The organism is Thauera butanivorans, assembly GCF_048398245.1.
In the GTDB taxonomy this organism is placed as follows: Bacteria; Pseudomonadota; Gammaproteobacteria; order Burkholderiales; family Rhodocyclaceae; genus Thauera; species Thauera butanivorans.
The window spans coordinates 4,467,534-4,494,257 of the sequence record NZ_CP183038.1 but is presented as its reverse complement, the minus strand read 5'-3'; the positions used below and the strand labels follow the sequence as shown (position 1 = coordinate 4,494,257).

General features: G+C 68.8%; 25 protein-coding genes and 1 pseudogene. 11 read left to right on the top strand and 15 right to left on the bottom strand.

Going from position 1 to position 26,724, the window contains the following annotated elements; genetic code table 11:
- Nucleotides 1-27: 27 nt before the first annotated feature.
- Genes ACNQFN_RS21725 through ACNQFN_RS21715 form a run of 3 tightly spaced genes read left to right on the top strand, consistent with a single transcriptional unit; the run spans nucleotide 28 to nucleotide 2,513 of the window.
- The gene (locus ACNQFN_RS21725; RefSeq protein WP_418647534.1) at nucleotides 28-1,194 is read left to right on the top strand and encodes an ABC transporter substrate-binding protein; all 1,167 of its coding nucleotides are present in this window, start codon (nucleotides 28-30) and stop codon (nucleotides 1,192-1,194) included.
- A 54-nt stretch (nucleotides 1,195-1,248) separates the two neighbouring features.
- Complete coding sequence (locus ACNQFN_RS21720; RefSeq protein ID WP_068635839.1) at nucleotides 1,249-1,908, top strand: flavin prenyltransferase UbiX; 660 nt, start codon at nucleotides 1,249-1,251, stop codon at nucleotides 1,906-1,908.
- Nucleotides 1,905-2,513 carry an LON peptidase substrate-binding domain-containing protein gene (locus ACNQFN_RS21715; protein WP_418647533.1) on the top strand — a complete coding sequence of 203 codons (609 nt, stop codon included), beginning with the start codon at nucleotides 1,905-1,907 and terminating at the stop codon, nucleotides 2,511-2,513. Before ACNQFN_RS21720 ends, ACNQFN_RS21715 begins: the two co-directional genes overlap by 4 nt.
- Before the next feature lie 44 nt (nucleotides 2,514-2,557).
- On the opposite strand, the gene mutY is transcribed toward ACNQFN_RS21715, so the two are convergent.
- Nucleotides 2,558-3,634, bottom strand: a complete 1,077-nt coding sequence (mutY, locus tag ACNQFN_RS21710) for an A/G-specific adenine glycosylase (protein WP_068635837.1) — start codon at nucleotides 3,632-3,634, stop codon at nucleotides 2,558-2,560.
- 130 nt (nucleotides 3,635-3,764) lie between these two features.
- On the opposite strand from mutY, the gene ACNQFN_RS21705 reads away from it, so the two are divergent.
- Nucleotides 3,765-4,274 carry a flavin reductase family protein gene (locus ACNQFN_RS21705; RefSeq protein ID WP_068635836.1) on the top strand — a complete coding sequence of 170 codons (510 nt, stop codon included), beginning with the start codon at nucleotides 3,765-3,767 and terminating at the stop codon, nucleotides 4,272-4,274.
- Here ACNQFN_RS21705 and ACNQFN_RS21700 read toward each other — a convergent pair.
- Complete coding sequence (locus ACNQFN_RS21700; RefSeq protein ID WP_418647532.1) at nucleotides 4,253-5,461, bottom strand: hypothetical protein; 1,209 nt, start codon at nucleotides 5,459-5,461, stop codon at nucleotides 4,253-4,255. The genes ACNQFN_RS21705 and ACNQFN_RS21700 overlap by 22 nt on opposite strands.
- Nucleotides 5,462-5,663: 202 nt before the next feature.
- Between ACNQFN_RS21700 and ACNQFN_RS21695 the strand changes: the two are divergent.
- Nucleotides 5,664-5,942: pseudogene (locus ACNQFN_RS21695) on the top strand (HU family DNA-binding protein); the annotation flags it as partial.
- Between the two features lie 520 nt (nucleotides 5,943-6,462).
- A complete protein-coding gene (locus tag ACNQFN_RS21690; RefSeq protein WP_068635835.1) occupies nucleotides 6,463-7,785 on the top strand; it encodes a DEAD/DEAH box helicase in 1,323 nt (440 codons plus the stop codon).
- 53 nt (nucleotides 7,786-7,838) lie between these two features.
- On the opposite strand, the gene ACNQFN_RS21685 is transcribed toward ACNQFN_RS21690, so the two are convergent.
- The 5 genes from ACNQFN_RS21685 to ACNQFN_RS21665 all read right to left on the bottom strand — a co-directional run bounded on the left by ACNQFN_RS21685 (nucleotide 7,839) and on the right by ACNQFN_RS21665 (nucleotide 12,074).
- Nucleotides 7,839-8,888, bottom strand: coding sequence for a patatin-like phospholipase family protein (locus ACNQFN_RS21685; RefSeq protein ID WP_068635834.1), 1,050 nt, complete (start codon nucleotides 8,886-8,888; stop codon nucleotides 7,839-7,841).
- 136 nt (nucleotides 8,889-9,024) lie between these two features.
- Nucleotides 9,025-9,777 carry an amino acid ABC transporter ATP-binding protein gene (locus tag ACNQFN_RS21680; protein ID WP_068635833.1) on the bottom strand — a complete coding sequence of 251 codons (753 nt, stop codon included), beginning with the start codon at nucleotides 9,775-9,777 and terminating at the stop codon, nucleotides 9,025-9,027.
- A 37-nt stretch (nucleotides 9,778-9,814) separates the two neighbouring features.
- Nucleotides 9,815-10,465 (bottom strand): amino acid ABC transporter permease, encoded by a 651-nt coding sequence (locus tag ACNQFN_RS21675; protein WP_068635832.1) that lies wholly within the window; start codon nucleotides 10,463-10,465, stop codon nucleotides 9,815-9,817.
- 75 nt (nucleotides 10,466-10,540) lie between these two features.
- Nucleotides 10,541-11,341 carry an amino acid ABC transporter substrate-binding protein gene (locus ACNQFN_RS21670; protein ID WP_068635864.1) on the bottom strand — a complete coding sequence of 267 codons (801 nt, stop codon included), beginning with the start codon at nucleotides 11,339-11,341 and terminating at the stop codon, nucleotides 10,541-10,543.
- Between the two features lie 139 nt (nucleotides 11,342-11,480).
- Nucleotides 11,481-12,074: a hypothetical protein gene (locus ACNQFN_RS21665; protein ID WP_418647531.1), complete on the bottom strand. Its 594-nt coding sequence runs from the start codon at nucleotides 12,072-12,074 to the stop codon at nucleotides 11,481-11,483.
- A gap of 196 nt (nucleotides 12,075-12,270) precedes the next feature.
- Between ACNQFN_RS21665 and ACNQFN_RS21660 the strand changes: the two genes are divergently transcribed.
- Entirely contained in the window at nucleotides 12,271-13,266 is a 996-nt protein-coding gene (locus tag ACNQFN_RS21660; RefSeq protein ID WP_418647530.1) for an META domain-containing protein, read from the top strand.
- A 35-nt stretch (nucleotides 13,267-13,301) separates the two neighbouring features.
- Here ACNQFN_RS21660 and nusB read toward each other — a convergent pair whose 3' ends face one another.
- The 6 genes from nusB to cutA all read right to left on the bottom strand — a co-directional run bounded on the left by nusB (nucleotide 13,302) and on the right by cutA (nucleotide 18,393).
- On the bottom strand, nucleotides 13,302-13,805 hold the full coding sequence (nusB, locus tag ACNQFN_RS21655) for a transcription antitermination factor NusB (RefSeq protein ID WP_068635829.1): 504 nt from the start codon (nucleotides 13,803-13,805) through the stop codon (nucleotides 13,302-13,304).
- Nucleotides 13,802-14,305 carry a 6,7-dimethyl-8-ribityllumazine synthase gene (gene ribH / locus ACNQFN_RS21650; RefSeq protein ID WP_068635828.1) on the bottom strand — a complete coding sequence of 168 codons (504 nt, stop codon included), beginning with the start codon at nucleotides 14,303-14,305 and terminating at the stop codon, nucleotides 13,802-13,804. Before ribH ends, nusB begins: the two co-directional genes overlap by 4 nt.
- Nucleotides 14,306-14,328: 23 nt before the next feature.
- On the bottom strand, nucleotides 14,329-15,417 hold the full coding sequence (gene ribBA, locus ACNQFN_RS21645; protein ID WP_418647529.1) for a bifunctional 3,4-dihydroxy-2-butanone-4-phosphate synthase/GTP cyclohydrolase II: 1,089 nt from the start codon (nucleotides 15,415-15,417) through the stop codon (nucleotides 14,329-14,331).
- 59 nt (nucleotides 15,418-15,476) lie between these two features.
- The gene (locus ACNQFN_RS21640) at nucleotides 15,477-16,088 is read right to left on the bottom strand and encodes a riboflavin synthase (protein ID WP_068635826.1); all 612 of its coding nucleotides are present in this window, start codon (nucleotides 16,086-16,088) and stop codon (nucleotides 15,477-15,479) included.
- A 60-nt stretch (nucleotides 16,089-16,148) separates the two neighbouring features.
- Entirely contained in the window at nucleotides 16,149-17,987 is a 1,839-nt protein-coding gene (gene dsbD / locus ACNQFN_RS21635; protein ID WP_418647528.1) for a protein-disulfide reductase DsbD, read from the bottom strand.
- Nucleotides 17,988-18,057: 70 nt separating this feature from the next.
- Entirely contained in the window at nucleotides 18,058-18,393 is a 336-nt protein-coding gene (gene cutA, locus ACNQFN_RS21630) for a divalent-cation tolerance protein CutA (RefSeq protein ID WP_068635824.1), read from the bottom strand.
- 162 nt (nucleotides 18,394-18,555) lie between these two features.
- On the opposite strand from cutA, the gene ACNQFN_RS21625 reads away from it, so the two are divergent.
- From ACNQFN_RS21625 to ACNQFN_RS21610, 4 genes are all read left to right on the top strand, one after another.
- Nucleotides 18,556-19,602: a porin gene (locus tag ACNQFN_RS21625; RefSeq protein ID WP_068635863.1), complete on the top strand. Its 1,047-nt coding sequence runs from the start codon at nucleotides 18,556-18,558 to the stop codon at nucleotides 19,600-19,602.
- 150 nt (nucleotides 19,603-19,752) lie between these two features.
- Nucleotides 19,753-21,042, top strand: a complete 1,290-nt coding sequence (locus tag ACNQFN_RS21620) for an ATP citrate lyase citrate-binding domain-containing protein (protein ID WP_068635823.1) — start codon at nucleotides 19,753-19,755, stop codon at nucleotides 21,040-21,042.
- A 42-nt stretch (nucleotides 21,043-21,084) separates the two neighbouring features.
- Nucleotides 21,085-23,787 carry a CoA-binding protein gene (locus ACNQFN_RS21615; protein ID WP_418647527.1) on the top strand — a complete coding sequence of 901 codons (2,703 nt, stop codon included), beginning with the start codon at nucleotides 21,085-21,087 and terminating at the stop codon, nucleotides 23,785-23,787.
- A gap of 218 nt (nucleotides 23,788-24,005) precedes the next feature.
- A complete protein-coding gene (locus ACNQFN_RS21610) occupies nucleotides 24,006-24,470 on the top strand; it encodes an acyl-CoA thioesterase (protein WP_418647526.1) in 465 nt (154 codons plus the stop codon).
- Between the two features lie 28 nt (nucleotides 24,471-24,498).
- Here the strand turns inward: ACNQFN_RS21610 and ACNQFN_RS21605 are convergent, their stop codons facing one another.
- Nucleotides 24,499-25,566: an AbrB family transcriptional regulator gene (locus tag ACNQFN_RS21605; RefSeq protein ID WP_418647525.1), complete on the bottom strand. Its 1,068-nt coding sequence runs from the start codon at nucleotides 25,564-25,566 to the stop codon at nucleotides 24,499-24,501.
- Between the two features lie 46 nt (nucleotides 25,567-25,612).
- The gene (locus ACNQFN_RS21600) at nucleotides 25,613-26,686 is read right to left on the bottom strand and encodes an ABC transporter substrate-binding protein (RefSeq protein ID WP_418647524.1); all 1,074 of its coding nucleotides are present in this window, start codon (nucleotides 26,684-26,686) and stop codon (nucleotides 25,613-25,615) included.
- Between the last annotated feature and the right edge of the window lie 38 nt (nucleotides 26,687-26,724).

Below are 26,724 nucleotides of genomic sequence, written 5' to 3'. Positions count from 1 at the left end.
GCCGCGCCACTCAGGAAACATGCCGTGATGAAAGCTCTCCGCCGTCTCGCCCTTGCCCTGTCCGCCGTGCTGGCGGGCGCATCCGCCCATGCCGCCGACGCGGCCGGCGTCAGCGCGCGCGAGATCGTCGTCGGCCATGTTTCCGACCTGTCGGGGCCGATCGCGATGCTCGGCACGCCGGTGCGCGATGGCATGCTGATGCGCTTCGACGAGGCCAATGCCGCCGGCGGCGTGCATGGCCGCATGCTGCGGCTGGTGGTGGAGGATGCCGGCTACGATCCCAAGCGCGGCGTGCTGGCGGCGCGCAAGCTGGTGCAGCGCGACAAGGCTTTCGCCTTCATCGCCACCATGGGCACGCCGGTGGTGATGGCGACGATGCCGATGGTGCTCGACGCCGGCCGCCTGCACCTGTTCCCGTTCTCGCCGCACAAGGCCACCTACGAGCCGCTGCACCCGCTCAAGTTCCAGAATTTCGCTCCCTACCAGGACTACATGGAAGCGGCGACGCGGCACATGGTCGAGCGCGGCGACTACCGCCGCAGCTGCCTGCTGTACCAGGACGACGACTACGGCCAGGAAGTGATGCGCGGCGTCGAGGCCGGGCTGGGCAAGCTCGGGCGGCCGCTGGTCGAGCGCACCGGCTACAAGCGCGGCGCCACCGACCTGTCGAGCCAGATCGCGCGCCTGCGCGTGGCCGACTGCGACCTGGTCGTGCTGGCGACGGTGGTGCGCGAGACGGTCGCGGCGATGGCCGAGGCGCGCCGCATCGGCTGGCAGGTCGACATGCTGGTGACGGCCTCGGGCTATTCGGCCCAGACCCACGAACTGGGCGGCGACACGGTCGAAGGCCTGTACGGCGTCAGCGTGCTGCCGCATCCCTATGCCGAAGGCGCCAATCCCCGGCTCGCCGGCTGGATCGAACGCTACCGCGCCCGCTTCGGCGTCGCGCCCAACGTCTGGAGCGTGATGGGCTACACCCTGGCCGACATGTTCGTGCGCACCGCCGAGGCCACCGGGCGCGACTTGACGCCCGCGGCGTTCGCGCGCACCCTCGAACGCATCGAATTCGCCGGCGACGATTTCGGCAGTCCGGCCTACCGCTTCAGCGCCGACGATCATCTCGGCAACCGCCATGGCCGTCTGGCGCAGATCCGCAACGGGCGCTGGGAGCTGATCACGGACTACCTGCGCTGATTCGCGTCCGGCCCGGTCGAGCCGGCAGCAGCCCGCATTCACCCAGGAGCGCCGATGGCCCCCTCTGCTTCCCCTGCCACCAGTCCCCGCACCATCACCGTCGCCTTCACCGGCGCGTCCGGCCTGCCTTACGGCCTGCGCCTGGTCGAATGCCTGCTGCGGGCGGGCCAGCGGGTCTGGCTGCTGTATTCGCAGGTGGCGCAGATCGTCGCCCGCCAGGAAATGGACTGGAACCTGCCGGCGCGGCCGGCCGAGGTCGAGGCCGAGCTGGCTGCCCGCTTCGGCGCCGCGCCCGGCCAGTTGCGCGTGTTCGGCCGCGAGGAATGGTTCGCGCCGCCGGCCTCCGGCTCCAATCCGCCGGACGCGATGGTGGTCTGCCCCTGCACGATGGCGACGCTGGCGGCGATCGCCGGCGGCCTGAGCCAGAACCTGATCGAGCGCGCTGCCGACGTCGTCATCAAGGAAGCGCGCAAGCTGGTGCTGGTGCCGCGCGAAACGCCGTATTCGGCGATCCATCTCGAGAACATGCTCAAGCTCGCGCGGCTGGGCGTGTGCATCCTGCCGCCGAATCCCGGCTTCTACCACCATCCGCAAAGCGTGCAGGATCTGGTGGACTTCGTCGTCGCGCGCATCCTGGACCAGCTGGGCGTGGAGCACCGCTTGATGGCGCGCTGGGGCGAGGCGGCGGCACGCGCGGGCGAGGCCTGCGGATGAGCATCCAGGCCGAAACCCAGCGGCTGCCGCTGTTTCCGCTCAAGACCGTGCTGTTTCCCGAAGGGATGCTGCCGCTGCGGGTGTTCGAGCCGCGCTACATGGACATGGTGACGCGCTGCATGCGCGAAGGCACGGCTTTCGGCGTCTGCCTGATCGCCGCCGGCGAAGAAGTCGGCGAAGCCGCGGTGCCATATCCGGTCGGCACCGAAGCGCACATCGAGCGCTGGGACATGGAGCAGGCCGGCCTGCTCGCGCTGCTGGTGCGCGGCGGGCGGCGTTTCCGCGTGCTCGATCATGAAGTCGAGCGCGATGGCCTGCTCGTTGCCGAAGTGGGCTGGCTGCCCGAGCCGCCGTCGCAAGCCGTGCCTGCCGCCCAGCAGGAGCTGCTGCCGCTGCTGCAGAGCATCGTCGCCGAGCTCGGCGAGCGCCTGCCGCCGCCGCACCGCTTCGACGATGCAGCCTGGGTCGGCGCACGCTATGCCGAACTGCTGCCGATCCCGCTGCTGGCCAGGCAGCGCCTGCTCGAACTGGACGATGCGATCAGCCGGCTGGAGATCGTGCAGCGCTTCCTGAGGGAGCGCGGCCTGCTGCCGGGAATGGCCTGAGCACGACCGTCGCCGGGCCAGCCTGCGGGCCGGCGACGGGGCGCTCAGCCCGTGAATAGGTCGGGCGCCGCCAGCGCGTCGAGAATCCTGCGCACCGGTGCCGGCAAGGCGGCCTCGTCCAGCGCCGACAGTGGCACCCAGGCCAGCGCGTCGCCGTCCCGGGCACGGGGTCGCGTGTCGGTACGGAGCCGCAGCAGCACCGGCTGCATCTCCAGCACGAAATGGGTGAAAGTGTGGGTCAGGGCGCCGAGCGCCCGGGCCTCGACGGCGTCGAAGCCGAAATGCGAGCGTGCCCATGCGCTGGTACCGGCAAGTTCCGCAGGAACCTCGGCGGGAATCTCCGGCAGGCTCAACAGCCCGCCCCAGATGCCCGCCGGCGGGCGGCGCTCCAGCATGACCGCCTCCCGGTGCAGGACCACCGCGTAGCGGGCGCTGCGTCGCGGCACGGTTTTCTTCGGCCGCGGCGTCGGCAGTTCGCCGACCCGGTTGCCGCGCCGCGCGATGCAGTCGCCGGCGAACGGGCAGCGCTCGCAAGCCGGCTTGCCGCGGGTGCAGAGCGTGGCGCCCAGATCCATCTGGGCCTGGATGTAGCGGCCGACCTCGCGCGCCGGCAACAGCGATTCGGCCAGCGCCCACAACCGGTTCTCCACCGCCTTGTCGCCCGGAAAGCCTTCGACGCCGAAGATGCGGCACAGCACGCGCTTGACGTTGCCGTCGAGGATCGCCGCGCGCTCGCCATAGGCGAAGGCGGCGATCGCCGCTGCGGTCGAGCGGCCGATGCCCGGCAGTCCGGCGATTTCCGCCGCGCTGCGTGGAAACTCGCCGCCGTGCCCGGCCACGATGGCCTGTGCGGCACGGTGCAGGTTGCGCGCGCGGGCGTAGTAGCCCAGCCCGCTCCACAGCGCCATGACTTCTTCCACCGGTGCCGCCGCCAGGCTGGCGACGTCGGGAAAGCGCGCCAGGAAGCGCGTGTAATAGGGAATCACGGTATCGACCTGGGTCTGCTGCAGCATGATTTCGGACAACCAGATCCGGTAGGGATCATGCCCGCCCTGCCAGGGCAGGTCGTGCCGGCCGTGCTTGCGCTGCCAACTGATCAGGCGCTCGGCAAAATCGTTCATGTCACGGTTTTTCCTGTGTTTCTTGTCATGCGTCATGGCATCTGCCCTCGACGCGCCGATCGCATGCGGCCATAATCCGCGGCTTCGCCAGCATTCCAACAGGCGCGGATCGCACCGCGACGTTTCGTCCATGACCCAGCAGATCGCCCCGCAGCCGGATTCCGGCGAGGACTTCTCCCGCCGCTTCCGCAACGCCCTCGGCATGTTCGCCACCGGGATCACGGTGGTGACCACCCGTACATCGGCGGGCGAGCCGATCGGCCTCACGGTGAATTCCTTCAATTCGGTTTCGCTCGAGCCGCCCCTGATCGTCTGGAGCCTGGCGAACAGCCTGCCCAGCCGCGAGCTGTTCGAAGGGTGCGAATACTACGCCATCAACGTGCTGGCCGAAGGCCAGGCCGAGTTGTCGCAGCGCTTTGCCGGCCGCATGGGTGAAAAGTTCGCCGGGCTGGAGATCGACGAGGGGCCGGGCGGCGTGCCGCTGCTCAAGGGCTGCTGCGCCCGCTTCATCTGCCGCAACACCGTGCGCCATGCGGGGGGCGACCACGTCGTCTTCATCAGCGAGGTGATCGGCTTCGATCGCGACGAGCGTGCGCCGCTGGTGTATTTCGGCGGCAGCTACCGGCGCCTGGCGCCCTGAGCGGTCCTGGGGCGCGGCGGGTTTGCGCTGCGGCCACGTTTTTTGGGTGCTTCGTCGGCCACGTCGATGCTGCAGGGCCGAGCGGGATCGAGCGCCAGTGCCAGCAGTGACAGGCGGTGGAATGCTGCCTGGGGTGTTTCCGCCGTCTCGCTGCAGGCTTCGTGGCAAAACGGCCCTTGTGGGTGGAAGTTCCAGGCCTCGGCCGGGACGATCGCGCAGTCGGCGACCAGGCCTGCTTCGATGCGCACCCAGCACAGCAGCACGCCGCGCGCCGTACTGACGCGCGCCAGACCGATGCCGGGTGATGCCTGTACGGCGTCGAGCATCGGTGGCACGTCGTCGGTGAAGGGATGGCGCAGCCGGCTGGCGCAATCGGCCAGGTCGATCGCCTTGGCGAACAGCCGCGCCGATACGCGGTGGCCACGTTCGAGCAGCAGCCGGACCAGGGGCGATACGGCATGGCGTGCCAAGGGGCCGGTTTCGGCGGGCTCGCCGGCGAAAGTCGGATGGGTGACGAACTCGGCGGCCGGCCAATCTCCCATGGCGGAAACCCAGGCCGCGGCACTCAGTTTGCCCAGAATGGGCACAGTCCGCCCTTGGCTGGGCTGGGATGGGCCGAGATTGATCATCTCGTGCAGCGCTGTGCCCAGAATCCCGCCCCGGTTGGCTCGTTCGGCGAATTCGGCCATGCTGTGCGGCAGGCGGATGTTGTTGAAGAAGCCGGCCAGCATCTCGCGTGAGACCAGGTCGAGGATGTCGCCGCCGAGCTCGAAGCAGGCGGCGGCATCGGTCCCGGCAGACAACCGGCGGTGAAATTCGGCATGGCGGCTGGGGCGGGCGTCCATGCCCAGGCACAGCGGCCAGTCGATCAGCAGCCTCCGGAGATGAGCGTCGGCCGCTTCGGCGGCAAGCTCGCGTTCGCCCGCGAGCAGGCTGCCGGAGTCCGCGGGAGGCAGGCCGAGCGCGGCGGCAGAGGCGGCGGTGACGGCGTGGACATGGGCCCGGTTGCTGTGGCAGAAATGCCGGCCGAGGGCTTCGGCGGCGGCTTCGGGAGCAAGCCCGATGGCCAGCGCGCCCGGCGGCACCTGTTCCGGCATGGTGATCGTGGTCGACACGATGCACCCGCCGCGGCGGTGAGCGGTGATGCGGATGAACGGGTCGCCGTCGGCTGGCGTGTGCTGCGACATGAGGCCCTCGGAGCGCGTATTCCTTCGAGGCACAAGGATAGCGCGGAAGTCCCGGTCCGAGTCGTGCGGGTGTCGCCGCGCGTGCCGCGTGCATGGAAGATGTCACGCATGTTTGCCGGGAAATGCTCCACAAGCCGCGACGGTGCTAGAATCCGCCGCGTAGACAGGACTTCCCAAATTCCACACACACCAATCGAGGAAAAGCATGAACAAAGGTGAATTCGTCGAAGCGCTGGCCGACCGTCTGGATGTCTCTCGCGCGCAAGCCGATCGTGCGTTGTCCGCCGTGCTCGACATCATCGCCGAGCAGCTCGGCAAGGGTGAAAAAGTCGCGTTCACCGGCTTTGGCTCGTTCGAGGTTTCCGAACGCGCTGCCCGTACCGGCCGCAACCCGCAGACCGGTGCGACGATCGAAATCGCCGCATCCAGCGTGCCCAAGTTCACTGCCGGCGCCACGCTGAAGGCCGCGGTCAACAAGTAAGCGCAAGTAAGCAAAGTTGTGCCCGCGGGGGGAGACCTCCGCCAGAACGGGTCTGAGCGCTGGGCGCCAGGCCCGTTTTTCTTGTCTCGCGCTCGACCCATGGTCAAGCACTTTCGCCGTTTCCGGGCGACAGCGGCGAAGAAAAGCGCTATACTCCGCCGCGTTGTGCAATGCAGCAGCAGGGCCATGGAGTTTTTCGGCGCGGACGAGGGTGCCCGCCGACCTGGCCCGAGGGACTGTAACCACAGCCCCATCGCCCCCGACCTCCCGCCGAATTCCCATTCGTTCTTCCGATCGTCTGGCATCGTGACAACCGGTTGGTGCCGATGCGCGGTCCTTGCGGCCTCCGGCCGTCAGGACCAGCCACGCCCATCGCGCGTTCGTTGCCCTTGCGACTCCGCTCCCGTTCCAGCCAGGCTGGCACGGTGCGGCGCGATGCCATGAGCTGCCCTGCAGGGAAGCTCGAATCCGTGCGGCCTTCGCCAGATCGAGGCCGGCACGCCAGACACAGGACAAGAACATGACTTTCCACGACCTCGGCCTCGCCGCAGAACTTCTCCAGGCTGTCGAACAGACCGGCTACACGACGCCGACCCCGGTGCAGATGCAGGCCATTCCCGCCGCCATCGCCGGCCGCGACCTGCTGGTTTCCAGCCACACCGGCAGCGGCAAGACCGCCGCCTTCACGCTGCCGGCGCTGCACCGCATCGTCGACCGCCGGCCGGCGCAGGGCTGCGGCCCGCGCGTACTGGTGCTGACGCCGACCCGCGAACTCGCGCTGCAGGTCGAGAAGGCGGTGCAGACCTACGGCAAGGCGCTGCGCTGGCTCAGGACCGCCTGCCTCGTCGGCGGCGCGCCGATGTTCGCGCAGGTCAAGCAACTGCAGCGCCAGTGCGACGTCGTCGTCGCCACGCCGGGGCGCCTGCTCGACCACCTGAACCGCCGCAAGCTCAAGCTCTCCGACGTCGAAGTGCTGATCCTCGACGAAGCCGACCGCATGCTCGACATGGGCTTCGCCGAAGACATCGACGCCATCGTCGCCGCCACCCCGGCCAAACGCCAGACCCTGCTGTTCTCGGCCACGCTCGACGGCGTGGTGGGCAGCATGGCCGCGCGCATGACGCGCGAGCCGCAGCGCATCGAGATCGAAGTCGCCAAGGAAGACCGCGGCCAGATCGAGCAGCGCCTGATGTTCGCCGACGACATCGGCCACAAGAACCGCCTGCTCGAAGCCCTGCTCGGCGACGACAGCCTGCAGCAGGCGGTGGTGTTCACCGCCACCAAGAAAAGCGCCGACGAACTGTCGCTGTCGCTGCAGGAGAAAGGCATTGCCGCGGCCGCGCTGCACGGCGACATGCACCAGACCCAGCGCAACCGCACGCTCGACCGCCTGCGCCAGGGCCGCATCGGCGTGCTGGTGGCGACCGACGTCGCCGCGCGCGGCATCGACGTCGCCGGCATCAGCCACGTCATCAACTTCGACCCGCCGCGCCAGGCGGAGGACTACGTCCACCGCATCGGCCGTACCGGCCGTGCCGGCCGCGACGGCGTCGCGATCACGCTGTCGGGGCCGCGCGAAACCGGCCTGATCCGTGCCATCGAGCGCTTTACCGGCGGCCGTTTGGAAGTGCATACCATCCCCGGCATGGAGCCGGCGCCGCGCCGGCCGTCCAGCCCGCGTCCGGGGGGCAATGGCGGCCGTCGTTTCGGCAATGGCGGCGGCTATGGCCGTCCGGGTGGCGACAGCCGCCGCAGTGCGGGCGGTTATGGCCGTGGTGAAGGCCAGGCCTCGCGCAGCGAGCGCGGCCACGGCGGCCGTTTCGACCGTGGCTCGCGTGGCTGAAGTTTACGCCTGGGGTGACTCGAAGCGCCGGTGACCCGAGCTGGCGCGGCGCTTCAGGCGAACAGCGCCTCCAGGTTCACCGACTCGCGCTGGCCGATGTCTCGCCGGTGGCGGCGCAGCCACTCACCGGTCCGCGCGCGGCCGAGCTCGCGCAGGTGTAGCAGGAAGCGGGTAGAGGCGTTGAGCTTGCTGTCGCTACCGATGGCGCCCAGTTCCCTGGCGTCGATGAGATGGAAGCGCAGGCGCATCAGCTTGCGTTCCAGCCGTCCGCGCGGCAGCCAGCGGCTCGCTTCGCCGGCATAGCTGCGGGCGTGCGCGATCATCCGCATCTCGCGCAGGAAGGTGGTGGAAAAACCCAGCTCCAGGCTGCGCGCGGCGATGTCCGCGGCGCTGCGCGGCGCGTCGTTGCGCAGCAGCGGATTCAGCAGCACGAGCAGGACGTCCGGCGTCGTGCACTCGTACATCAATGGGTAGATTGCCGGGTTGGCGGTGAAGCCGCCGTCCCAGTAGTGCTCGCCATCGATCTCGACGGCGTGGTGCAGCGTGGGCAGGCAGGCCGAAGCCAGCAGCGCATCCTCGCTCAACTCGCGGGTGCGGAACAGGCGGACCTTGCCGGTGCGCACCTGAGTGGCGGCGATGAAGAGCTTGAGTGGGCAGCTTCGCCGCAGGCGCTCGAAGTCGAACTGGGCGCGCACCACGTCGCGCAGCGGATTGAGCTCGAAAGGGTTGAGCTGGTAGGGCGAGAACAGCCGCGCCAGTCCCAGCATCATGTTCATCGGCGCCGGCAGCCCGCCGTCCTGCGCCGGATTCAGGCTGTGCATCAGGTCGAGATGGAAGGGCGTGCTGTCGCCCACCGCCGTCCAGAAGGCGTCCAGCGCGGCGCGCGCGCCTTCGGCGCCGCCCGTGGTCCAGCCCTGCGCCAGCGCCACCGCATTCATCGCACCGGCACTGGTGCCGCTGACGCCGTCCAGCCGCCAGCCGTCTTCCAGCAAGCGGTCGAGCACGCCCCAGGTATAGGCGCCGTGCGCACCGCCGCCCTGGAGGGCGAGGCTCAGGGGAGGCGCCGGATCGTCGCGTCCGGCGCGCAGAAGTTTTCCGAACATGGGCATTCTCCCGGGCTAGAGTCGATGAGGGGTATCGTGATTGTTGCGGTGCACAATTCATGCTATCACACCCCTTGCTGCGGCTTTTGCCCGGCATGCCCGGACTGCGCTGCCGCTCATTGGCGGCTGCGGCCCCTCACAGCATGCTCTCCAGAAACGCCCGTGTGCGCGGATGCTGCGGATTGGCGAAGAACGCTGCCGATGGCTGCGATTCGATCAGCTTGCCGCCGTCCATGAAGGCCACGCGGCTGGCGACTTCGCGGGCGAAGCCCATTTCGTGCGTCACCACCAGCATGGTCATGTGCTCGTCGGCGAGCTGGCGCATGGTGCGCAGCACTTCGCCGGTCAGTTCGGGGTCGAGTGCCGAGGTCGGCTCGTCGAACAGCATGATGTCGGGCTCCATCGCCAGTGCGCGGGCGATGGCGACGCGCTGCTTCTGGCCGCCGGACAGGCGCGAGGGGTAGGCGTCGCGCTTGTCGAGCAGGCCGACTTTCCTCAGCAGTTCCTCGGCCTTGGGCAGGATCGCCTCGCGCTTGATGCCCTTGACGGTGATCGGCGCTTCGACCACGTTCTGCAGCACGGTCAGGTGGGGGAACAGGTTGAAGTGCTGGAACACCATGCCCATGCGCGCGCAGATGCGGCGCACCTCGGCGTCGGCGACGTAGCGGGCGCGGCCTTGCGCATCGTTGGCGGCCAGGGTGTCGCCTTCGATGTCGATGCGGCCGGCGTCGATGGTCTCGAGATGGTTCAGGCAGCGCAGGAAGGTGCTCTTGCCCGAGCCGGACGGGCCGATCACCGCGATCACTTCGCCCTTGGCCAGCGTCAGCGACACGCCCTTGAGCACTTCGTGGCTGCCGAAGCGCTTGTGGATGTCGTCGGCGAGAATCATCGGGCTCGTTGCTGCCGAACTGGCGATGGATGCAGCCTCAGTCATAGACGGCATGGCGTTTCTCCAGGCGCTGGAAGAACCAGGTCAGCACCAGAGTCATGAGCAGGTAGAAGGCGGCGGCGACCACGAAGGGGGTGATCGTGAAGTCGCGCTGCACGATGCCGCGCGCGGCGCGCAGCAGGTCGTTGAGGGCGAGCACGTAGATCAGCGAGGTGTCCTTGACCAGCGTGATGGTCTCGTTGCTCATTGGCGGCAGGATGCGCTTGACCACCTGCGGCAGCACGATGCGGCGCATGGTCTGGCCGTAGGAGAAGCCGAGCACCTTGGCGCCTTCGTACTGGCCGCGGTCGATGGACTGGATGCCGGCGCGGAAGATTTCGGCGAAGTAGGCGGCGTAGTTGAGCGCGAAGGCCACGATCGCCGCCGGGAAGTCGGGCAGGCGGATGCCGACCACCGGCACGAAGGGCAGTGCGAAGTAGATGAACAGCAGCTGCAGCATCAGCGGCGTGCCGCGCATCAGCCAGATGTAGCCATTGACCGCCTGGCTGGCGACGGTGAAGCGAGAGATGCGGACCAGCGCCAGCGCCAGCCCGAGCGGCACCGCCAGCGCCAGCGTGATGAAGAACAGCTTGAGGGTGACCAGCGAGCCTTCGGCAAGCGGTCCGATGATGCTGAGGATGTAGTCCATGCGGCCTGCCCGTCCGCCGGGCCGTGTCGCCAGCCCGGCGGAACCGAAGAAGGAAAGGGACGGGGCGGCCGGGACTTACTTGATGATGTCCTTGCCGAACCATTCGTTCGAGATGCGGGCGGCGCTGCCGTCGGCCTTCATCTCGTCCATGGCCTTCTGCAGCCGGGCCAGCAGTTCGGTATCGTCCTTGCGCGTGCCGACGCCGAATTCCTCGGTGCCGAAGTGCTCGTCCAGCACCACGTAGTCGTCCGGCTTCTTGGCGGTGTAGTAGCGGCCGACGACTTCGTCCAGCACCACCGCGTCGAGGCGGCCGGTGGCCAGGTCCATCAGCGCGGTGACGTTGTCGCCGAAGCGCTTCAGTTCCTTGAACGAGCCGGAGATCGGGTCTTTCTGCACGGCGTCGATGGCGCTGCTGCCGTCCTGGATGCCGATGACCTTGCCGGCCAGTTCGGCCTTGGCCTTGATCGGCGAGTTGGCCGGCACCACGATGATCTGGTGGTTTTCCATGTAGGGCGTGGTGAAGCCGATGTTCTGGCGGCGCTCTTCGGTGATCGTCAGGCCGTTCCACAGCGCATCGACGCGCTTGCCGTTCAGCTCGGCCTCCTTGGCGCTCCAGTCGATCGGCTTGAACTCGACTTCCACGCCGAGGCGCTTGGCGGCCTCGCGCGCCAGATCGATGTCGAAGCCGACCAGTTCGTTCTTCTCGTTGCGGAAGCCCATCGGCGGGAAGTTGTCGTCGAGGCCGACGACGATCTTCGCCGGTACGGCGGCTGCCGCGCCGGATTGCGCGGCCGGGGTGGCGTCGTTGTTGCCACAGCCGCCCAGCAGGGCACCGGCAGTGAGGGAGAGCATCAGCAGCGAGGAGAATTTCTTCATGGTCTTGCCCGAAAGAGTGATCGAGGGCGCACAGAAGCCTTGCACGCCGCGATTCGGCACCCGCGGGCGCCGAAGGCGTGATTTTCGCCGTGATGCGGCGGGGGATCAACCGGCTGAAGCAGGGATGTCGCCCACGGGCTCAGCGGCGGTCGATGTGGAGCGAAGGCCGCTGCCTGTCGCCGGGCCTGCCGCGGCTGTCACGAACGTCCTTGCCGCGGCGGAAATCCGGCTGTGCCCGTGTGCCGCGCTCGCCTTTGCGCGCTTCGAAGGATGGCCGGCGGTTCTCGCCGAAACCGGGTGCGCGGGGACGATCCGGGCGGGCACCGTGGTCGATGCTCGGCTTGGGGGGCGGGCGCAGGCGCGGCGGCTCGCGGCCGCGGTCACCGCGATGGTGCTCGATGCGGTCCCGGCCGGGCTGCCATTGGGGATGCGTCGGCGGCCGTGGATGCCGGGCAGGCGGCGCCCAGTAGCCGGGCACCCAGTCGTGGCGGGCACCGATGCGGTTCCAGTAGCCGCCGATCCAGACATGGCCCGGGCCGGGCGGCGGGCCCCGGTGCTCGATCCGCGGCGCGGGCATGACGATGATGGGCCCGCGACCGTGGTAAGGGCTGCCGTAACCGTAGCTGTAGCTGTAGCCGCCGTAGCCGTAGCTGCGCTCATGGGGGGCGACGGTACAGCCGGCCAGCAACAGCATCAGCGTGGCGGCCAGTAGCGGGGGCCATCGGGGTTTCATCGTCGGCATCCTTCGTCCGGGCTGGAGTGTGCGCAGTATTGACAGGCAGACGGTGGAAGAAATCCCGCACCCGGCGCAGCCGGCAAGGTAATCAGTTGTAAGGTATCCGCTCGCTTGGCGGCGTACCGGCTGCCCTGTATCAGAATGGCGCCTGCCGCCGCGGCAAGGCGGCTTTCACCCGAATGAGGAATGTCCGATGAGTCTGGTCCGAAAAGTGTCTGTCTGCGTGCTGTCCTCGCTGTCCGTGAGCGCCTGCGGTCTGTTCGGCGGCAAGGCCGAAACCGCCGGGCCGGCGGAGCCGGCGCCTGCGGTCCAGCGCATGGCGGCGGCGACTTCGCAGGAAGAGAGCTGGCGCTGCGGCGACACGGTCGTGACATTGCGCCGCCTGGGCGACGGCGCCAGCCTGAACGCTGGTGGCCGGAGCTGGGCCTTGCGCCAGGAAATCGCCGCGTCGGGGGTGAAGCTGGTGGCGGTGGACGACGAGCGCACGGTGTTCTGGAGCAAGGGCGATGCCGCGATGCTGGAGCTGGCCGGCGTGAGCCAGCCCGAGTGCCGGCTGATCGTCGAGGATCGCCTGTTCCGCGCCGTCGGCAACGAACCCTCCTGGCGCCTGGACGTGACGACCAGGGCCCTGATCCTGCTGACCGACTGGGGCGAGACGCGCGTGGTCGCGCCGGGGCCGCTGGTCGAGGAGGCGGGCGGGGTGCGCCATTACCGCGCCGACACGCTCGATGGCGAACTGTCGGCCACCGTGGTCGATCGCCCGTGCGTGGACAGCATGAGCGGCATGCCGCATCCGGCGGAGGTCGAAGTCGGCTGGCAGGGACAGACTTTGAAAGGATGCGGCGGCGATCCGGCGCAACTGCTGCAGGGCGAGCCCTGGCAGGTGGTGGAGATCGATGGCCGCAGGGTCGCCGATCCGCAGCGGGTGACGCTGGCGTTCGGCGGCGACGGCCGCGTTTTCGGCATCGCTGCCTGCAACCGCTATAGCGGCAGCTACGCGCTGTCGGGCGAAGGCCTGAAGCTGTCGCAACTGGCCGGGACGAAAATGGCCTGCGCGCCGGCGCTGATGGACGAGGAGCAGCGCTTCCATGCGGCGCTTGCCATCGTGGATGGCTTCGGCATCGCCGCCGATGGCAGCCTGGAACTCAAGTCCGCCGAGCGCGCGATCGTGCGCGCCCGGCGGGACTGAAAGCAGCGGCGCAAGCAGCGCCCGCGCGGGCGGTTTCAGCCGCGGTTTGCGCGGGCGGCTTCGACTTCCTCGGGGCGCAGCCGGGCGGCGGTCTTGTCCAGCACGCCGTTGACGAACTTGTGGCCGTCGGTGCCGCCGTAGCCCTTGGCCAGTTCGATCGCTTCGTTGATCACCACGCGATAGGGCGTTTCGATGTTGTGGCGCAGCTCGTGGGTGCCGAGCAGCAGGATGGCGTGCTCGATCGGCGACAGCTCGGCCACCGGGCGCGACAGCAGCGGCTCGAAGCAGGCGCGCAATTCATCGGCGCTGTCGATCGCGCCGCGCAGCAGGCTGACGAAGAGCTCGCGGTCGGTCTTGTCGAGGTTTTCGCTTTCGGCTTCGAGGTGGCGCTGCACGGTCGCTGCGGTGTTGCCCGACAGCAGCCATTGATAGACGCCCTGCAAGGCCAGCTCACGCGCGCGGCGGCGTGCCATCTTGCTCGTCGGATTGGGTGCGGCCGCGCCGTCGGCGGCCGGCTTGGCGTCGTCGATGCCGCTCATCCCACCACCTTCAGCAGCTTGACCATTTCCACCGCGGTGCGGGCGCAATCGGCGCCTTTCTCGCTCATGCGGGCGATGGCCTGGTCGTCGTCCTCGGTCGTCAGCACGCCGTTGGCGATCGGCAGGCCGGTGTCGAGGCCGACGCGGGTGATGCCGGCGCCCATTTCGTTGGAGACCAGCTCGAAGTGGTAGGTCTCGCCGCGGATCACCGCGCCGAGCGCCACCAGTGCGTCGTACTTGCCGCTCTTCGCCATCGTCTGCAGTACCAGCGGGATTTCCAGCGCGCCGGGCACGGTGACGATGCGAATGTCGCTGCGCGCGACGCCGAGCCGGAGCAGTTCGTCGGTGCAGGCCGACAGCAGGCCTTCGCAGATGTCGAGGTTGAAGCGTGCCATGGCGATGCCGACGCGCACGCCGGCGCCGTCGAGGTCGGGGTCGATTTCGTCGATGCCGTCGTAGCGGGCGCCCTGGCGGGCGTTTTCGGATTGGTTGCGTTGCATGCGGAAGTCTCTTGGGGGGGCGGTCAGTTCTTGCCAACGAAGCCGGTGATTTCCAGCCCGAAGCCGGCCATGCTCGGGATCTTGCGCGGGCTGGCGAGCAGCCGCATCTTGCCGACGTTCAGCGCGCGCAGAATCTGGGCGCCGACGCCGAACAGGCGGGCATCCCATTTCGCCGGGCGGTCTTCCGCGCCGTTCAGGTTGGCGAGCAGTTCGCGGCCCGACATCGGCCGGTAGAGCAGCACGATCACGCCGGCATCGGCCGCCGCCAGCGCGGCGAGCGACTCATTGACCGGAAAGCTGTGGTGCCTGCTGCCGGAGTCGATGAAGTCCACCACCGAGATCGGTTCGTGCACCCGCACCAGGGTTTCGCGTTCCGGTGCGATGTCGCCGCGCGACAGGGCGAAATGGACGTCGCCCGAGGTCTTGTCCTCGAAGGCGGACAGCGTGAAGCGGCCGTGGGCGGTATCGACTTCCTTCTCGCAGACTTTTTCGATCAGGTGTTCGGTGGCGGCGCGGTATTCGATCAGGTCGCGGATGGCGCCGATCTTCAGGCCGTGCGTCTTGCCGAACTCGACGAGATCGGGCAGGCGGGCCATGGTGCCGTCGTCCTTCAGGATCTCGCAGATCACCGCGGCAGGCTCCAGTCCGGCGAGCTGGGCGAGGTCGCAGCCGGCCTCGGTGTGGCCGGCGCGGATCAGCACGCCGCCCTTCTGCGCGGTGAGCGGGAAGATGTGGCCCGGCATCACGATGTCTTCGGGCCTGGCGTGGCGGGCGACCGCGACCTGCACGGTGCGCGCGCGGTCGTGGGCCGAAATGCCGGTGGTGACGCCGGTGGCGGCTTCGATCGAGGCGGTGAAGGCGGTGCCGTGCGGCGTGCGGTTGTCGCGCACCATCTGCTCCAGGCCGAGCTGGCGGCAGCGTTCGTCGGTCAGCGTCAGGCACACCAGGCCGCGGCAGTGCGTGACCATGAAATTGATCGCTTCGGGGGTGACGAACTCCGCGGCGAGGACGACGTCGCCCTCGTTTTCGCGATCTTCCTCGTCGACCAGGATGACCATCCGGCCGGCCTTGATGTCGGCGATGATCTCGGTAATCGGCGCAAGTGCGCTCATGCTGTTTCCTTTGTTTTTGCCTTGCCGGCGTCTGGCGCGGCGCATGTGTTCGTTGTTGCTCAGCCCTGGGCGGCGTCTTCGCCGCGCCAGGCGAGCATGCGCTCGACGTAGCGTGCGATCAGGTCGATTTCCAGGTTGACCCGGCTGCCCGCGGCCAGATGCTTCAGGTTGGTCATCGCCACCGTGTGCGGGATCAGGTTGATCGAGAAGTCGCGCCCTTCGACGTGGTTCACCGTCAGGCTGACGCCGTTGACGGTGATCGAGCCCTTCTTGGCAATGTAGCCGGCGATCGCCGCGGGTGCGCGGATCACCAGTTCGTGGCTCTCGCCCAGCGGCTCGAACTTCAGCACCTCGCCGACGCCGTCCACATGCCCGGTGACCAGGTGGCCGCCGAGGCGGTCCGCCAGGCGCAGCGCCTTTTCCAGGTTCACCTCGTTGCCGACCGCATCCAGGCCGACGGTGCAGTTCAGCGTCTCGCGCGAAACGTCGTACTTCAGCCTGGGGCCGTCCATTTCGATCACGGTCAGGCACACGCCGCTGTGCGCGATGCTGTCGCCGACGATGACGTCGGACAGGTCCAGGCCGTCGGTATCGACGGTGAGGCGGATACCGTCCGCGAGCGGCTCGATGTGTTCGATGCGGCCGATGGCCGCGACGATGCCGGAGAACATGAAAGGTCTGACGCGAAAGGGGAAAGGCGGGATTGTAGGGTAAAAACCCCGCCCCTGCCGCTACAGCGCCCGATCCAGCACGGTCGCGAAGGGGGTCGCCTTCATGAAGCCGACCACGCGCAGGCCCTTGCGCTCCTGGCCCCCGGCGTCGAAGAAGATGATGCCCGGCGGGCCGAACAGGCCGAAGCGCTTCAGCAGCGCCTTGTGCTCGTCGCTGTTGGCGGTGACGTCGGCCTTCAGCAGCAGCATCCGGCCCATGCGCTCGGCGACGGCGGCGTCGGTGAAGGTGAAGCGTTCCATCTCCTTGCACGACACGCACCAGTCGGCATAGAAATCGAGCATCACCGGGCGGTCGGCGGCGGCCAGGCGGGCGTCGAGTTCGGCGATGGAATCCACCTTCTCGAAAGGCGGCAGGGTGACTGGCGCCGCCGTTGCGGCGCGCAGCACCGCCAGCGGCTGCAGCGGGTCGCGCGAGCCGGCCAGCGCGCCGATCAGCATCGCCGCGCCGGACAGCAGCAGCAGCACGCCGACGCCTTTCCAGAAGCGCTGCCAGCCCCTGGCGTTGTGCGGCAGCGGGTCGATCGCGTGCAGGAAGATGGCCGAGAACAGCAGCAGCGCCGCCCAGCCCAGCATCATCGCCAGCGGCGGGATCACCGGCGTCAGCATCCACAGCGCCACTGCCAGCAGCATCACGCCGAAAGCCTTCTTGACGCCTTCCATCCACGGCCCGACCTTGGGCAGCAGGCTGCGCGAGGCCACGCCCACCAGCAGCAGCGGCGCGCCCATGCCCAGCGCCATCACGAACAGCGCCCAGCCGCCCAGCACCGCGTCGCCGGTCTGGGCGATGTAGAGCAGGGCGCCGGCCAGCGGCGCGGCGACGCAGGGGCCGACGATCAGCGCCGACAGTGCGCCCATGATGGTGACGCCACCGAGGTTGCCACCCTTCTTGTGGCTCGCGCTGTCGGCCAGCCGGCTCTGCAGGGCGGTCGGCAACTGCAGTTCGTAGAAGCCGAACATCGACAGCGACAGCAGCACGAACAGCAGCGCGAAGGCCGACAGCACCCAGACGTTCTGCAAGGCCGCCGTCAGCATCGTGCCCGACAGGCCGGCGGCGACGCCCGCCAGCGCGTAGGTCACCGCCATGCCCAGCACGTAGGCCAGCGACAGCACGAAGGCGCGCGCGTGCGAAACCTTGTGGCCCTGGCCGACGATGATGCCGGACAGGATCGGAATCATCGGGAAGGTGCAGGGCGTGAAGGCCAGCAGCAGGCCGAAGCCGAAGAAGCTCAGCAGGACCAGCGGCACGCTGGCGCCCGACAGCAGGCGGGCGATGTCGCCGGTTTCGTCGCCGGAGACGGCGGCACCCGTGGCCGGTTCGCTGGCGGCCGATGCCGCGGTGCTGCCGAAGCCGCCGTTGAGCACATTGCCGAGAAAGCCGCTGCCGCTCTTCTGCGGTGGCGCATCGAGATCGATCGCCGCGAGCTGCGTCGTCGGCGGATAGCAGATGCCGCCGTCCCAGCAGCCCTGGCTGGTGGCGACCAGTTCGAAGCGCGTCATGCCCTCGGGCACCGCCGCCACCGGCAGCAGGATGCGCAGCTCGCCGCGGTGGGTCTCGACATTGCCGAAGAAATCGTCCTTGTGCCATTTGCCGGTCGGCTTCACCGGCGGACCGAATTCGACGCCGGCAGGCTCGGACTCGAAACGGAACTTGTCACCGTACAGGTAGTAGTCCTTCGCCACCTGGAACACGACTTCCACCGTCTGTGCATCCAGCGCCTGGGCGCGCAGGGCGAAGGCCTTCTCGGGTTCGATCGGGTTGGCCTGGGCGTGATTGGGCAACAACAGGCCGGACAGCAACAGGCCGGCAAGCAGCGAAAGCAGGGTCAGCAGGCGGTGCATCGTGTTCTTCTGGGGCGGCGGATGGAAGGTGACCGGGAAAGCAACTGGCGGAGTGGCGGCGGAACGGATTTCAGGTGCCGGGGACGGTTTCGGCTGCGACCCAGTCGAGGTAGCCCGGCAGGCCCAGCACCACAGGGACCGCCACGATCTCGGGAAGTTCGTAGGGATGGTGGGCGCGGATGGCCGCTTCCAGCGCGGCATAGCGTGTGCGCGTGGTCTTGATCAGCAGCGGCACTTCGGCTGCCGTCTCGAGTTCGCTCTGCCAGCGATACACCGAGGTGCAGGGCGCCAGGATATTCACGCAGGCGGCCAGGCGCTGCTCGACCAGCGCCGCGGCGAGCGCACGGGCGCTGTCGCCATCGGGCAGGTTGGTGAGGACGAGGAGGGTGTCGGGGGTTTCGGCCATGGTGGGGTGCTCCGTGTCGCAGTAGGCGATTGTCCCAGAGCCGGTGGCTGTTCGGGCTGTCGGGGATCAAGCGAAAGCCGATTGAAAGGGATGGCATTGCAATATGCGCCGCGTGCCATTCCCGCGTGGCGCGAACAACTCGACAAGATCACGGAGACATTCATGAACCGCTTCATCCGGATGGCCACACTCGCCACACTCGCCTCGGCCGCCGCCTTCCCGTGTGCCGCCCAGTCCAACGTCACTATCTATGGCCTGCTCGACGTCAACCTCGGCTATGAGCGCTCCGGCGATCTCCGCCACAAGGGGGTGGATCATGGCGAGCTCAACGGCACGCGCATCGGCTTTCGCGGCACCGAGAACCTGGGCAACGGCATGAAGGCCCTGTTCGTGCTGGAAAGCGGCTTCGACATCTCGAACGGCGAGCGCGAGCAGGGAGGGCGGCATTTCGGCCGCCAGGCTTTCGTCGGCCTCGAAGGCGGCCTGGGGCGGCTCACGCTCGGCCGCCAGTATTCGCCCGCCTTCGTCGCGATCGATCCCTTCGATGCCACCGGCAGCGCCGACCGCAGCGTCGGCCTGCTGTCGCGCAAGGCAGGTGCGGTGAAACCGGCCTACGAAGTGCGCTTCGACAACATGGTCAAGTACCGCTCGCCCAAGTTCGCCGGCTTCGAACTCGATGCCGGCTACTGGTTCGGCAGGGAGGAAGGCTCGGACTCCAGCGCGCGCAAGCAGGGCGACGGCCACGGCATCGCCCTGCTCTACGCCAACGGCCCGTTCTCCGGCTCGCTGGTCACGCAGACGGTGCAGCAGGACGCCACCGGCGGCAAGGTGCGAACCAACGGCTTCGGGCTGGCGTACGACTTCGGGCCGGTCAAGGCCTATTTTGCCTGGACCCAGGATCGCGAGCGCGGCACGGTCGGTTCGGGCAAGGCGCGCACCTTCGACGTGGGTGCCGAGATCAAGGCCGGTGCCAGCGGCACGGTGGCGCTGAGCTACGCCGACCGCGACGAATCGGACGGCGCCGTGGGGCAGGATGCGCACGGCTGGTCCGCCTACTACATGCACGACCTGTCCAGGCGCACGACGCTGTATGCCGGCTACTCGCGCCTCAGCAACGAAAGCGGTGCCAGCTACGCGATCGGCAACCTCAGGCCGGAAGCGGGCGATTCGCACCGCGTGCTGCTGGCGGGCGTGCGCCACCGCTTCTAGCGCCGCAGCCGCGGCAAGCACGCCGATCCCGAGCCCCGCCATGGTGCGGCAATCCAGCCGCGCCATTGCAGGGGCTCGGCGAGGCGAAAGCGTTCCGAAAGCCATTCGTTCTAGTTTTGGCAGACAACACATACAGAGGAGACAGCCACCATGAATGTGAACGGCATGAAGTATGGCGCGCACCTGCTGCGCTTCGCCGACTTTCCCACCCCGGAGATACTGGGCTCCGATGCCAGCGAGGAAGAGATCCGCGACCTCATCGAGCGTCACGGCGCAGTGTTCGTGAAACCCGTGTTCAAGGGCGGGGTCGGCAAGAAGGGCAAGGCCGGCCTGATCGGCCGTGCCAAGGATCTGAAGACCGCGCTCGCCGAGAAGGAACGCCTGTATTTCGTCGAGCATCGCCACGGCAACCAGGTGTCGAAGTCCAACGGCGTCACTTTCGAGGCCGCGGTGCCGGCCGAGCACGAGATCTACTTCTCGATCACCGATTCGACCGAGTTCCGCGCGCCGACGATGACGCTGACCCACATGGGCGGCATGGACATCGAGGAACTGGACAAGTCGCTGGTCGCGCGCGTCCCCTTCGATCCGCTCACCGGCCTGAAGGCTTTCGTCGTCGCCAACGCGCTCGCCGACATCGGTGCGCCCAAGCAGGTCATCTCGCCGCTGGTGCAGCACCTGCCGCGCCTGTGGGAACTGTTCCACGACTTCGGCATGACGACGCTCGAACTCAACCCGATCCGCATGCGCCCCGACCGCCGCGGCCGGCTCACGCCGGTGGCCTGCGACTTCAAATGCGGCTTCGACCGCGACGACCCGCGCTGGCACCGCCTGAACCTGCCGCTCCATCTGTTCGCCACCGACTACTCGGACTTCGAGCAGGAGATCAACCAGTTGCGCACCCACCAGGGCCAGAGCGACGTGTACGTCATCAACGAGGGCGGCACCATCCTGGCGCCCACCTTCGGCGGCGGTGCCAACTCGCTCGTCACCGAGATGCTCGGCGACGACGCCATCATCTCCTCGGACTTCGGCGGCAACCCGCCCTACGAGAAGATGAAGACGGTGGCCTCGATCTGCTTCAAGCACTGGCTGCGCCAGTCCAACGTGCTCTTCATCATCGGCGGCAAATCCAACAACACCGACATCTTCGAGACCTTCCGGGCGATGTCCGACGCGCTGCGCGAGCACTTCGCCAGCCACGGGCCGACGCCGCTCTACGTCGTTGCCGGGCGCGGCGGCCCCAACCTCGTGCGCGGCCTGGGCGTGCTGCGCGACACCTGCGAAGCGCTCGGCCTGCCCTATCGGCTGTTCGGCTTCGATTCGGCGATGAGCGAAGTCGTTGACTACGCGCGCGAGGCCAACGAATGGATGAAGGCGGGCGGGCGCGACGCCGTCGCCCAGCGGCTGCGCATCGCCCCCGCGGCGACGGCCGCCTGAGCGCGGCAATTCGCGGCACGGACAAGAAAACAGGAGACAGCCATGTATCGGCAAGGTGCAGGTGATTTCAAGTATTACGTCGGCGTCAACTCGCTGGCACAGATCGCAACGCAGCACGACCGCGTCTGCGTGCTCAACATTCTCGGCGGCGAATCGAGCGAAGTGACGCCGGTCGGCCACGCGTGGTCGGGCGGCAACGTCGTGTTCGGCACGTCCCCCGGGCGGCGCGGCCAGGTGCTGGAGACGCCGATCGGCAACATCCCGGTCTACAACAGCGTGCGCGAAGGCCTCGACGACGGCCATCGCTTCAACTGCGGCGTGGTGTATCTGCCGCCCGCGGCCGCGCGCGACGGCGTCGCCGAGCTGATCCGGGTCAATCCCGAACTGAAGAAGATCTTCATCATCACCGAGAAGATCGCGGTGCACGATGCGCGCGAGATCCGCGCCATGGGCCAGCAGCACGGCATCGACATCTTCGGCGCCAACTGCCTCGGCGTGGCCGACGCCTGGAACCAGGTGCGCATCGGCGGCGCGCTCGGCGGCGACAATCCGTCGGACACGCTGCGCCGCGGCTCGATCGCGGTGCTGTCGAACTCGGGCGGCTTCACCACCACCATTGCCCAGTACCTGCGCATGGCCGGCTGGGGCACGACGACGCTGGTCTCCAGCGGCAAGGATGTCTACATCCACTATGCCGCGCCCGAGTTCGCCTTCGCACTCGCCAACGATGCGCGCAGCAAGGCCGCCGTGCTGTATTGCGAACCCGGCGGCTATTACGAGCGCGATGCCATGTTCACGAAGCCGGTGGTGGCCTGCGTCGTCGGCCGCTGGAAGAGCAAGCTCACGCGCGCCGTCGGCCATGCCGGGGCGATGGCCGGCGGCGAGGACGATGCCGCGGCGAAAGAGCGCTGGTTCATGGACAAGTTCGGCGTCGACGGCATCTACACGCCCGAGCAGCCGGTGTTCTCGGCCAAGGGCGCGGTGGTCACCAACATCGCCCACATCCCCGCCGCGCTCACCGCGGTGATGCGCGCCAACGCCACGCTGCCGGATTTCGAGCCGGAAGGCACGATGGAGCTGAAGCCCTGGTTTGGCTCCGACATGGGCCTCAGCCTGCCGCCGCAGCTCGACGTGCCGGTGGTCGAGGCGATGGCGCCCTACGGCAGCCAGATCGCCGCGCTCGCCAAGCAGGTGGGCGCGGTGTTCCCGCGCGCGCCGATGAAGGACACTTCCGCTGCTTCGCAGCTCGACCCGGCGACCCAGGTCGCCAGCCTGCACGGCATGCGCGTGCTCGATGCCGCAGGCCTGCCGCTGGAAGCGAACGTCGCCCTCGCGCTGCTGCACGAGCCCGGCGGCGACAACGACCGCAAGCTCGTCGCCGTTGCCGTCGGTGCTTGCCTGAACCTGCACGGCGATCCCGCGCTCGCCGCTGCCGAGGCGGCGCGTGCCGCTGGCAGCGCGCCCAACGCGGTGCTCGCCGCTGCGCTCACGATCGCCGGTCCGCGCCGCGCCGAAGCGGCCCGCAACATCGCCGCCGCCTTCGTCGAGCGCTTCGCCGCCGCGGGCCTGCGCGACGCGCTCGACGCCGGCTTCGACTGCAGCGCGCTCGCCAATGACGCCGAATTCACCGCACTGTTGCGTGCGCCGTCCGCCGACCCGCGCGCCGAGGCGATGCTCGCCGGGCTGGCCGCGCGCGGCGCGCGGTCGGTGTTCGTGCGCTTCCTGCGGGAGCTAGACGGGCCGGTCAGCGCCGATGCGGTACTCGCCGCGATCACGACGACGCTCGGCTGGGGACCGCTGATGCGCAAGCGCGTGTCGCGCCTGACCGTCGAGTGCCTGCCGTGGTGGATGCAACTGATCGGCACCATGATCGGCGCCTCGGCGCCGGCGGCTGCGCACGAGCCGGGCAGCTTCTGCGGCGTCGGCGAAGCCGAACTGCTCGGCGAAACCTCGCTGACCGAACTCGCCTGCCGCGCGCTGCTCGGGCGCGCGCCGGCGGAGGCCGACCTGTTCGCCCTCCAGACCCTGATCGGCATCATGCTCACCAACGGCCCCGGCACGATCTCCGCCCAGGGCGCCAAGGGCGCGGTGTCGGCCGACGGGCCGGAAATGCCGCAGCGCGTGCAGCTCAACAAGGCGCTCGTTGGTTTTCTGAGCCACACCGGCTACGCCCATGGCGGCAATGGCTTCGAGGGCGTGCAGTTCCTGATCGAGCAGTTCCGCGACACCGGCCTCGACGACCCGGCAGAGGCGCAGGGCATCGACGTCGCGGCGCTGGCGCGGCGCTGCGCCGAAGACTACGCGAACTACAAGGCCGAGCGCCGCGCTGCGGGCAGCGCCGAACTGCGCAAGATCCCCGGCGTCAATCACCCGGTGTTCAAGGACCGGCCGGTCAACCTCGACCCGCGCGAAGTCTTCATCCGCGAGTTGATGGCCGCGCGCGGCGAGGCCAACGTCTTCCACGACTTCTATCATGCGCTGGTGCACGCACTGCACGAGGCCGGGGTGTCGCGCACGGTGTACTGCGTCAATATCGACGCGGTGATCGCCGCGCTGCTGCTGCGCCTGACCTGGCAACCGTGGCGCGCCGGCGAAGTCGGCGAAGCCGCGCTCGAATCGGCTGCGTTCACCCTGTTCCTGTATGCGCGCATGCTCGGCTGCGCCGCCGAGATCGACGACCACTTGAACCGCGGGCGCAACATGGATACGCGCACGCCCGCGTCGAAGTGCCGCTTCGTCAGTTGACCCCGCCGCCGGGAGGCACGCCATGAAGCCGGCAGGGAGAACGGTGCTGTTGCCGAAACCCGGCGCAGCCCCCGCGTCCCTGCGATTCATGGTGTGCGCGGCCACCACCCGCAGTGGGGGGCCGCATGGCGGCGGTCGACATTCGCGCTCATGTGTTTCACCATGACCTGCCCTTCCTGCCCAGGCAGCGCTACACGCCCTGACCTTCCATTGCCGACATGAACGACGTTTCCCCCAACCCCGAGCTTTCCAGGCCCCGCGGCGAGCCCGCGATCCGGACCATCGCCATGCCCGCCGACGCCAATCCCGCCGGCGACATCTTCGGCGGCTGGCTGATGGCGCAGATGGACCTTGCCGCCGGCAACGTCGCCGCGCGCCGCGCGCGCAGCCGCTGTGCCACCGTGTCGGTGGACCGCATCACTTTCCTGCGTCCGGTATTCATCGGCGACGAGGTCAGCCTGCACGCCGAGATCGTGCGCGTCGGCCGCAGCTCGATGACGATCGAGGTCGAAGCCTGGCGGCGTTCGCGCGACGGCGAGGAGCAAGTCAAGGTCACCGACGCGAGCTTCGTTTTCGTTGCCCTCGACCAGGGCGGGCGGCCGCGCCTGATTTCACCCGCGGCCAGCGATCCGGCGGCCAGCGATCCGGCGGCCGGCGGCCCGGCGCCGGGCGAACGCGGCTAGGCCCGCGCCGTGGCGGCCCGGGCGATGCTCAGGCCGCGACCAGGCGGCGGAACAGGCCGAAGGTCCATTGCGCCCCCAGCGTCAGCACGACGACGCGCAGCACGTGGCAGACGGTGACCAGCGGCACGCCGAGCTGCAGCACCTTGGCGGTGATGCACATCTCGGCCACGCCGCCCGGCGCGGCGGCGAGCGCGAGCGTCGCCAGCGGAACTTCCGTGGCCGCAGCGAACAGCGCGGCGAGCGCAAGGCAGAGCACGATCGACAGCACTGCCGACAGCGCGGCCACCGCCATGAAGCGCGGCGCGGCGCGGAAGAACTCGCGCGAGAAGCGGCAGCCGAGGGAACAGCCGATCAGCAACTGGCCGCCATTGACCATCCAGGCCGGCAGGGCCGACAACTCGATGCCGGAACCGGTGGCGAGCGCGACACCGAGCAGCGATCCGAGCACCCAGCCGTTGGCGATGCGCAGCACGCGGAACAGCGCCACGCCGGCCAGGCCGGCGGCGACCAACAGCGGCAGGCGTGCCATGTCCACCTCGCGTATCAGCGGGGTATACAGGTCGGTGCCGTGGACGCCGGAGAAGCTCAGCGCAATCGGTACCACCGATACCACCATCATCACGCGCAGCGCGTGCGCGGCCGCGATGCGGTCGACTGCGCCGCCGAAGCGGTCGGCCAGCGTCGCCATTTCCGAGGCGCCGCCGGGCAGCGAGGCGAAGAAGGCGGTCGGCGTGTCGACGCCGGCAAAGCGCCGCGTGAACATCGCGCAGGCGAACCCGACTGCGAGCGCGGCGAACGCCACCGTCGTCACCAGCATCGCATGCTCGGTGAGTTCGGCGAGGACCGCGGGGCTGAAATAGAGGCCGAGCGCGGTGCCGATGGCCCATTGTCCGGCCTGGCGCCCGCCCGGCAACGGGCGTAGCGGCAGGTCGCCCATGCGCAAGCCGGCGATGGCGAACAGCGGGCCGATCATCCACGGCAGCGGCAGCGTCGCGGTCTGGGCGAGCCAGCCGGCAAGGGTGGCGATGACGAGGGTGGGGACGATGCGGCGCCAGCCGGAGAAGGTCGAAGCGAGCGGGTGGAGTGGCAGGGGCATGGAAAGGAGAGGGGGGATGTGCCTGTGGCGATCGGTCGTGGCGTGTTCAGAGCGGGGAGCGCGTCGCTTCGGCCCACTGGCGCAGGAAGGCCCGCTGCTTGGCCTGATCCTGATAGGCGAGCAGGCCGGGGCCGATCGCGATCGGCCGGAAGGCATGGCTCAGCCTTGCCCGCAGCATTGCCGTCGCGGTGTCGGCGTCGTTGTCGGTACGGATCGAGAACAGCCCGAGGTTCTTCACCAGCAAGGCCTGGCCGTGCACGGACAGCGTGTGGTCCAGCCACAGGCGGGCCGCCGGCGGATTGCGCGCGTCGCGCATGATGAAGGCGACGCGCGACAGCACCAGCGTGTAGTCGCGCGGCCAGATCACGCCCAGCGCGGAATCCTGCTGGGCGCGCTTGCTGGCATAGGAACCGAGCACGTTGTAGGCGATCCTCACCTTGCCGGCGGCAATGCGGTCGAGCATGTCCTCGGTCGACACGTGGCGCTCCAGGCCCAGCGCGCCCATCTGCTCCGCCAGCCTCCAGAAGGCGGTCGGATTCGCCTGCGCGTCCTGCGTATGCAGCAGCAGCCCGAGGCCGGAGCGTTCCGGGTCGTAGCTGGCGATGCGGTGGCGGAAGCGTTCGGGCTGGTCGTCGAGCAGCCGGATCAGGGCGCTGTGGGTGTCGGGCGCTTCATCGGCAGAGAGCGCGCGCCGGTCGTAGACGATGACAGCCGGTTCGTAGGTGGTGCCGAAGGCCTCGCTCTTCCACGAGGCCCAGGCCGGCAGCGCCGCGGTCTGCGCCGAACGGTAGGGCTGGGCGTAGCCGTCGTTGACCAGCTTCAGTTGCAGGTCCATCGCCGAACTCCAGGCGACGTCGGCATGCGGCGTGCCGGCGGCCGTCTCGGCGACGATGCGCTGATACAGCTCGGTCGAGTTCATGTCGTGGTATTCGACCCGGATGCCCGGATGGCTGGCCTCGAAATCGTCGACCAGCGGCTGGACGATGCTCTGGTCGGTATTGGCGTAGATGACGACCTTGCCCTCGCGCTGCGCCCGCGAAAGCGGCTCCTGCGCAGGCGTGCTGCCGCACGCCAGGCCGAGCAGGATCGCAAGCGTCCAGCGTATCCGGGGTTTGTCCATTTTTGTGCGCCGGGTCGATTGGCCCTGTTGCCGTTTTG